This window comes from Ensifer sp. ZNC0028, assembly GCF_000799055.1.
Classification (GTDB): Bacteria; Pseudomonadota; Alphaproteobacteria; order Rhizobiales; family Rhizobiaceae; genus Ensifer.
In genome coordinates, this window is the sequence record NZ_JTLA01000084.1 from 43,244 (window position 1) to 50,672 (window position 7,429).

The 7,429-nt window shown below is 61.4% G+C and carries 9 protein-coding genes; 5 read left to right on the forward strand and 4 right to left on the reverse strand.

What is annotated here, in order from left to right; all coding sequences use genetic code 11:
• Positions 1-6: 6 nt before the first annotated feature.
• Positions 7-864, forward strand: a complete 858-nt coding sequence (locus L981_RS19325) for a transporter substrate-binding domain-containing protein (protein WP_043619767.1) — start codon at positions 7-9, stop codon at positions 862-864.
• A 336-nt stretch (positions 865-1,200) separates the two neighbouring features.
• On the opposite strand, the gene acpP is transcribed toward L981_RS19325, so the two are convergent.
• A complete protein-coding gene (gene acpP, locus L981_RS19330) occupies positions 1,201-1,455 on the reverse strand; it encodes an acyl carrier protein (protein ID WP_043619769.1) in 255 nt (84 codons plus the stop codon).
• 199 nt (positions 1,456-1,654) lie between these two features.
• Between acpP and L981_RS19335 the strand changes: the two genes are divergently transcribed.
• The 3 genes from L981_RS19335 to L981_RS19345 are packed head-to-tail and all read left to right on the forward strand — an operon-like array spanning position 1,655 to position 3,331.
• The gene (locus L981_RS19335; RefSeq protein WP_043619798.1) at positions 1,655-2,146 is read left to right on the forward strand and encodes a MarR family transcriptional regulator; all 492 of its coding nucleotides are present in this window, start codon (positions 1,655-1,657) and stop codon (positions 2,144-2,146) included.
• Positions 2,136-2,894, forward strand: a complete 759-nt coding sequence (locus tag L981_RS19340; RefSeq protein WP_043619771.1) for a class I SAM-dependent methyltransferase — start codon at positions 2,136-2,138, stop codon at positions 2,892-2,894. Before L981_RS19335 ends, L981_RS19340 begins: the two co-directional genes overlap by 11 nt.
• Positions 2,891-3,331: a thioesterase family protein gene (locus L981_RS19345; protein WP_043619773.1), complete on the forward strand. Its 441-nt coding sequence runs from the start codon at positions 2,891-2,893 to the stop codon at positions 3,329-3,331. Before L981_RS19340 ends, L981_RS19345 begins: the two co-directional genes overlap by 4 nt.
• 71 nt (positions 3,332-3,402) lie before the next feature.
• Here the strand turns inward: L981_RS19345 and L981_RS19350 are convergent, their stop codons facing one another.
• Positions 3,403-3,720 carry a hypothetical protein gene (locus tag L981_RS19350; protein ID WP_034788160.1) on the reverse strand — a complete coding sequence of 106 codons (318 nt, stop codon included), beginning with the start codon at positions 3,718-3,720 and terminating at the stop codon, positions 3,403-3,405.
• A 378-nt stretch (positions 3,721-4,098) separates the two neighbouring features.
• Between L981_RS19350 and L981_RS34610 the strand changes: the two genes are divergently transcribed.
• Positions 4,099-4,485, forward strand: a complete 387-nt coding sequence (locus tag L981_RS34610; protein ID WP_156134156.1) for a hypothetical protein — start codon at positions 4,099-4,101, stop codon at positions 4,483-4,485.
• Positions 4,486-4,596: 111 nt separating this feature from the next.
• Here L981_RS34610 and L981_RS19355 read toward each other — a convergent pair whose 3' ends face one another.
• Together L981_RS19355 and L981_RS19360 are read right to left on the reverse strand one after the other, a co-directional pair.
• Positions 4,597-6,669: an ASKHA domain-containing protein gene (locus L981_RS19355; protein ID WP_052201886.1), complete on the reverse strand. Its 2,073-nt coding sequence runs from the start codon at positions 6,667-6,669 to the stop codon at positions 4,597-4,599.
• Positions 6,670-6,858: 189 nt separating this feature from the next.
• On the reverse strand, positions 6,859-7,197 hold the full coding sequence (locus L981_RS19360) for a hypothetical protein (protein WP_043619775.1): 339 nt from the start codon (positions 7,195-7,197) through the stop codon (positions 6,859-6,861).
• Between the last annotated feature and the right edge of the window lie 232 nt (positions 7,198-7,429).

Sequence of the window (7,429 nt, forward strand, 5' to 3'; positions counted from 1 at the left end):
GCTGTAATGAAAAAGACGACCGCAATCATGGCATCGGCGCTTGCCGTTGCCGCGGGGCTGATGTCCATGCCGGCGCAGGCCGAGGACAAGAAGTGGACGAAGGTGACCATCGCCACCGAAGGCGCCTTTCCGCCCTATAACCTGACCAAGGCGGACGGCACGCTCGACGGTTACGAGATCGAGCTCAGCAAGATCCTCTGCGACCACATGAAGGTCGAGTGCACCGTCATCGCGCAATCCTTCGATGGCATGATTCCGGCGCTCAACGCCGGCAAGTTCGACGCGATCATGGCCGGCATGTCGGCCACCGAGAAGCGCAAGGAAGTCATCGACTTCTCGATTTCCTATGGCAGCACCGGCCAGGCCTTCGCGACGCTGAGGGGTGGCGACCTCGAAACCCTGCCGATGAAGGGTGAGCTGTTCTCGCTCGCCTCCAACGAGGCCGGCGCGCGCAAGGCGGTCGACGAGCTGAAGCCGCTGATAGAAGGCAAGACCATTGGCGTCCAGACCGCCTCGATCGCGGCGCGCTTCATCGATGAATATCTGAAGGACGTCGTCGAGGTGCGCGAGTACAAGACGACCGAGCAGCACGATCTCGATCTCGTTGCCGGCCGCGTCGATTTCGTCATGGCGTCCATGGGCTACCTGAAGACGACTGTCGAAAAGCCTGCCAACAGCGACATGGTCATCACCGGCCCCCGCTTCCAGGGCGGCTTCCTCGGCGCCGGCAGCTCCGTCGGCCTGCGCAAGACCGACCCGGAACTGAAGGCGCTGTTCGACGATGCCATTGCCGCCGCCAAGGCCGATGGCACCATCAAGCGCCTGTCGGAGAAGTGGTTCGGATTTGACCTGACGCCGCAATAGGCCGGATCGGTTCGCCCCCTCAACCGAAGCGCCGCGTGTTCCGCTAACGCGTGGCGCTTTTTGTGTTTGGCGTGTCCGGTGCTCGTGTGCTTGCGAGGCGGTTTGGCCGGGCTGATTTATTTATAGCAACGCGCAGCGCGTGCGGTCATCTTTCGGACACAATCGTTGCGTACAAGTCCATCCGTCGACGTTTGCTTATGAGCGCTGAATGTGTTCGCCGCTCGCAACTGTCGCGTCGCTTTAGACTTTTGACCACGGATGTACTGGCATTGGTGTAAGAGCGATGATGAGGAAGGTCGGTGCGGTTTCGCCCCGGCCTTTTTTATTGCCGGATGATCACTTCAGCGTTTTCGACGCCAGCACGAAGTCGACCAGGTCGCCGACCGTGATCAGCTTTTCGGCCGAGTCGTCGGTCAGGTAGATCTCGAACTCCTCCTCCACCAGCATCGCCAATTGAGACACTTCGAGCGAGTCGGCGCCCAGATCGTCTTCGATCTCGGCATCGTCGGTCACTTCGGACGCCTTGACGCCGAGCAGCTCGACGAGGATCGCCTTCACGCGTTCGGAAATATCGGATCGTGTGGGTGCCATGGATCTACTCCCTCCCACAAAGCATAACACAAAGGACGGTGAACGACCGTCTAGGCCTATCGGATCATTCGCCGATTTCGCCATGATCCAAATGGGTTAGGCCACTTCGGTCGGGGAGCTTGACCGGCCGTTATCGGTGCATGGCCCGGCATTTTGAAACGCATTTGCAATTACATTAGCGCTAATGTATTTCGATGGCATGAGCACTAGACACAAACCCGGGCTCGGCGAACTCCTGCGATATGCCGGCGAACTCGTCGACCAGGGAGCGGCCGAGCGATATGAAACCCTGAAGATCGACTACAGGCCGCGCTATACGCCTGTGTTGCGCGCGCTTGCCGCGGGCGCCGAGACTGTCACTGAGATCACCAGCAGCAGCAGTCTCACCCAGGGCGCGATCAGCCAGACTGTCAGCCTGATGCTGAAGGACGGGCTCCTTGCCCGGCACGGCCTCGACGATGGCAGGAAGACCGGCCTACGGCTGACGGAGAAGGGGGCGGCGCTCCTGAAACTCCTGGAGCCGCACTGGCAGACGACATTCCTGGCGATCCGGGGCCTTGAGGAGGAAATCGGTTATCCGGTTCTTGAGGTGCTGCAGGCGCTCGGGGCGGCGCTGGAGCGGGAAGGGTTCGCGAGCCGCCTGGAGGCGGCATCAGATCGTCAGGAAAAGGAGGTTTCCGATGGCCGCTGAAGTCGGGACCAGAAACTGGTTTGATGCCGGGGGCAGCGCCTATGCCCTGTTCCGGCCGGAATATCCGGCGGGCCTGTCGACGTTCCTGGCGAGCACGGTGAAGGGGCAGGGCCGCGCGGTCGACGTCGGCTGCGGCAACGGCCAGCTCACTTGCCAGCTCGCCGACCATTTCACCACGGTCGTCGGGATCGATTCAAGCGAGGACCAGATCGCGAATGCGACGCCGCATCGACACGTCGAATATATCTGTGCGCCCGCGGAACGCCTTCCCCTTGCCGATCGGAGCGTCCATCTCATCGCGGCAGCACAGGCTGCCCACTGGTTCGACCGGCCAGCCTTCTACAGGGAAGCGCGCCGGATCGCGGCGGAAGGAGCAGTGATCGCGCTCGTCAGCTACGGTGTGTTGCGATTGGAGCCGACCGAACTGCAGGCGCGTTTTTCGACCTTCTACACGGACGAGATCGGCCCCTACTGGCCGCCCGAGCGCAAGCTGGTCGATGGCGGCTATGCCGGCATCGAATTCCCGTTCGAGGAGATGGCTTACCCGGACATGAACATCGAGCGGGCCTGGGATTTCGGCGAATTTCTCGGCTATCTCTCGACCTGGTCGGCGGTTCGCCGCGTCAACGAGGCCGGGCGCGACGACATTCTCGACACCTTCGTTCGCGACCTCTCGGATATATGGGGCGATCCGACGAAGAAGCGCCCCGTGTCGTGGCCGATCAAGATGCGATTGGGGCGGATATGACTGAGCTCCACCAGCCTCCGGTGCTCACCACCGGTTTGCGGCGTGCCGAAACCCTGGTGGTGGCGCCGCTGCACACGGTGCCGGAAATCGATGACACATGGCCGGGCTTTCGCGACATGCCGCCGGTGTTTGCAACGGCCATGATGGTCGCCTTCATCGAGGAGACCTGCGTGCGGGCCTTGCGCCCCTATCTCGGCCCGCACCAGCGAACCGTCGGCACATCCGTCAATGTTTCGCACGTGGCAGCCACACCGGTCGGCATGGCAGTCACGGCCGAAATCGAGCTTGTCGAGATTTCAGGACGAGTGCTGTCGTTCAAGGCAACCTGCCGCGACGAAGCCGGCCTCATCGGTGAAGGCACCCACCAGCGTACCATCATCGACTATGGCCGGTTCATGGAACGGCTAATGGAAAAGTCTGCCTCGAGCGGGCGGTGAGGAAGGCGCTGCAACCGCAGCGCCAAGTCAAATACAGCGGCAAAGCCGCTCCGGTGCCTTGCGACGATGGCCTATTTCGTCGGAGCAGGCGTCGGCCGCACCAGCGAAACGACGCGGGGCTTCGACGGCGCGTCCAGCCATTCGATCCACTTGTCGCGTTCCTCCGTCGTGTCGAAGAACCGCCAGAGCTTGTAGTCTTCTTCGGTGGTCTGCAGCATCTCGCCGATCGAGACGAGTTCCATCGGCAGTTCCACCTCGTTGCCGTCGTAGCGGATGAAGTAGATGCCTTCGGCAGCAAGCCGGATGATCTGGCCGGTGCCATAGGTGCCATCGGGATCGTCGACGGTGAAGTACATGCCGGTGAGAGTGTCGAGAATCTTGTCGTTCATAGGTTTTGGATGCCAGTTCAAGGAATAGGTTTCATCAGACCGTCGCCCGCCGTCGGAATTAAGGCAAGCTCAAATATCGAGTGTCCACGTCTGGTGAGGGCAGGGTGGCGCTAGGCCGGCCAATTGCATGCGATCCAGCCACTGCTTGTGAATTTTCTGATCGGCGATCAGGTATCCTTTGTCGCGACGTTCCGTCTACGCAACGCGCGTTCGCGTCCGATAAATTTTCTCCGTGTTCCATTAGTAACGTCTAAATTCTTCTTGCGGGTATATGTTGTAACTCATGAACAGACCAAATCTGTTCATCCGCTTTGTAGTGGCGGTCGAGGATAAGTAAAAAAAGTTGCCAACACTATTTGCGATCTAGGGAGAAAAATCATGAACAAGATTATGGTCTCTATGGTAGCTGCGTGTTCTCTTCTTGGAAGCGAAGCTTCCGCTAACTGTTCACCAGGTTTTCTGGCTGACGTTCTGTGCCAGGCGGGCGTCATCAATCAGGACACTGCAAATGGCCTCGATCAGGTTCACCAGGGTCTTGGCAATCCATTGGACAATGCCGTTCCGAGCGTGCAGGGCGGCTTCGCGCAGCCGGCCGGCGGAGGGCAGTTTCAACCGGCGCCGATGAACAATCGCTTCCCCCAGTTGGCATGGGGCAATTATTGTGTGACGCCGTGGGGTGCGGTCTACGGTCCGCCAAACCCTATAGGCACACCGTGCACCGCCAATTTCAACGGTGTTCCGGTTCAGGGCCTGGTCGCCCGCTAACGCCAAGAGCGCGCAGCGCAGCCCCATGCAGCAACCTGCACGGGGCTGTTTCAGTTTAAGGGGGGTGTGGATCGGGAACCTTTACTCGGTGCGTGTCCCGACCTCTCGAGCCTACTCCCGGCTTCTCCGCCGCCGCCTGCCACCGCCTTCGCCATCATCAGCGCTCACCTTGCGCTCCGGCAACGTCACCACCGTCGAGAGCTTGGGGAAGTTGTCGACCTTGTTGGGCATCGCCATGGCGTTGACGAAATGCTCTTGAAACTTTGATTCAAGCGCCGTCTCTATCTTCTCGATTTTGCTGACGGTTTGCTCGATTTCGCGGCGGTGGCCGCGGTTAAGCAGCGCCATCAGTGCGCCGGTGCCGGCGGCGTTGCCGACGGCTTTCACGTCGTCGAGGTCGCAGTCCGGGATGAGGCCCAGGACCATTGCGTATTTCGGGTCGATGAACGAGCCGAAGGCGCCGGCGAAGCGGATGGTGTCGACATGGTCGACGCCCTGCTTTTCCATCAAGAGCTTGATGCCCGCATAGAGCGCTGCCTTGGCAAGCTGGATGGCGCGGATGTCGTTCTGCGTCACGGTGATGCGCGGCTCGCCGTCATGCAGCAGGTAGGAGAAGGTGCGACCGTTCGGGATGATGCGCGGGCTTTTTGCCGCCATTCCGCCATCGACGACGCCATCCTCGGAGATGATGCCGGAGAGGTACATTTCGGCGACGATCTCGATGATCGCCGAGCCGCAGATGCCGGTGACGCCGACAGAGGCTGCAGCCTCGGCAAAGCCTTCCTCGTCCGACCACTTTTCGACGCCGATCACGCGGAAGCGTGGCTCCAGCGTTGCCGGGTCGATGCGCACGCGCTCGATCGCCCCCGGTGCCGCCCGCTGGCCAGACGAGATTTCCGCACCTTCGAAGGCAGGTCCCGTGGGCGAGGAGGCGGCGACGACGCGGTCTTTGTTGCCGAGCACGATTTCGGCATTGGTGCCGACATCGACGAGCAGCATCATCTTGTCCTGGCGATAGGGGCCTTCAGACAAGGTCGCGCCCGCGGCATCGGCGCCGACATGGCCGGCGATGCAGGGCAGCATGTAGAGACGCGCGCCGCGGTTGACGTCGATATCGATCTCATGCGCCCAGTATTGCAGCGCGCCGGACACGGCGAGCGCGAACGGCGCCTGGCCGAGTTCCGTCGGGTCGATGCCGAGGAACAGGTGGTGCATGATCGGGTTGGCGACAAAAACCATGTCGAGAATGTCGTGGCGGTCGACTTCGCCCTGGGCGCAGACCTTGCCGATCAGGCCGTTGATTGCCTCGCGAACCGCCTTGGTCATCGCCTCCCGCCCATCCGGGTTCATCATCACATAGGAGACGCGGCTCATCAGGTCTTCGCCGAAGCGGATCTGCGGGTTGGACGTGCCCGAGGAGGCGACGATGCGTCCCGACAGCAGCGACACCAGATGCATGGCGATCGTCGTCGAGCCGATGTCGCAAGCAACGCCATAGGCCTCGTTCTTCAGGCCGGGCCACAGGCCGACGATGAAGGGGCGCGAGCTATCCATGTCGCGGTGGATGGCGGCGGTCACCGCCCAGTTGCCCTTGCGCAGGATGCCCTGCACCTGCGGGATCAGGTGCGGCGCGATCAAGAGATCCTTCCAGCCCCAGTCCTTCTCCAGCATGACCTTCAGGCGGTCGAGATCGCCGAGCGGCTTGTGCATGTCGGGCTCATCGACCTCGACATAGCAGAGCTGGACGGCGGCGTTGCGCTCGATCACCCGGTCGGTCGCGGCCTTGCGCACCACCTGGGCGTTGATGACCGTATCCTGCGGCACGTCGATGACGAGATCGCCAAGGATCTGGGCGGAACAGGACAGGCGCCGCCCATCCGGCAGGCCGCGGATCTTCTCGTAACGCTCTTCCTTGGCGCCTTTTTCCGAGATGTGCTCCAGCGAAGAGACGATCTTGTGCTTGGCGAAGTTGCCTTCCTGCACCTCGATCTGACAGCGCCCGCAGGTGGCGCGGCCGCCGCACACGCTTTCGACATAGACGCCGAGCTTGCGCGCCGCATCGAGAACCGGTGTGCCCACCGGAAAACGGCCGCGCTTGCCCGAGGGCATGAACAGCACCAGAGGTTCCTTTTGCGCGGCTTCGCTCATGTTGGTCTCGATCTCGGAAGTGCCTTCGATGCGCATGCTCTCAAGTCTTTCATCAGGTCCGCTCTCTCTGGGGTGAAGCACCGCTTTGGTGTTTCAGCCCGCGAGCGAAGCACGGGTAAACGGTTTCAGACTGCACCGGAACCCGGCCCGATAGTTGTCCAATCCCGACATGGAGCGATCTCAAAGCATCATTTCGGGAGGCTGTTGCGATGAAGGGGAAATTGCTTACGGCTTCTTGCGCTGCAGACGCCGAGCGTTGCTGCGCACCCGCTTGCCATAGGGCCTCAGGGCCGCCGAAGCAATCGCCGTTCCATGGCCCGATGCCGTGGCGCCGGTCATCATCCGTATCGTGTTGTCGAAGGCGGCTTTCCAGAGCGCGACATTGACGGCAACGACGCTTTCGGCGGTCGCCGCGATCTTCTCGGAGATCATGCGCTGAAGCTCGGTCACATCCTGTGACTTGCCCGTCAGCGCCGCCATCTGCATTTCCTGCAGTCGGACGGCGATCACGAAGGGGGCTTCAAACCAGAGGCTGGCGGCATCGAGGCGAAGGCTGCGTGTCATGATGATCTCCACGTTTGCGTTGCCGGATGAAATCTCGAAATCTGTCGGTAGCGTTGCTGAAGGCTGGCTTATCAACGGCTAAAGGGAGAAGGACGGCAATGAGGCATGGCTGCCTTTCAACGTCGTTCTCCCTTCCTTGGTTCAGCTCGATGCTGAAAAAAGAACCTATTCGCTTGCGGCAGCGCCACCCGTGCGGGCCGCGCGGCCACCGCGACGACCGCCGCCGCTGGCG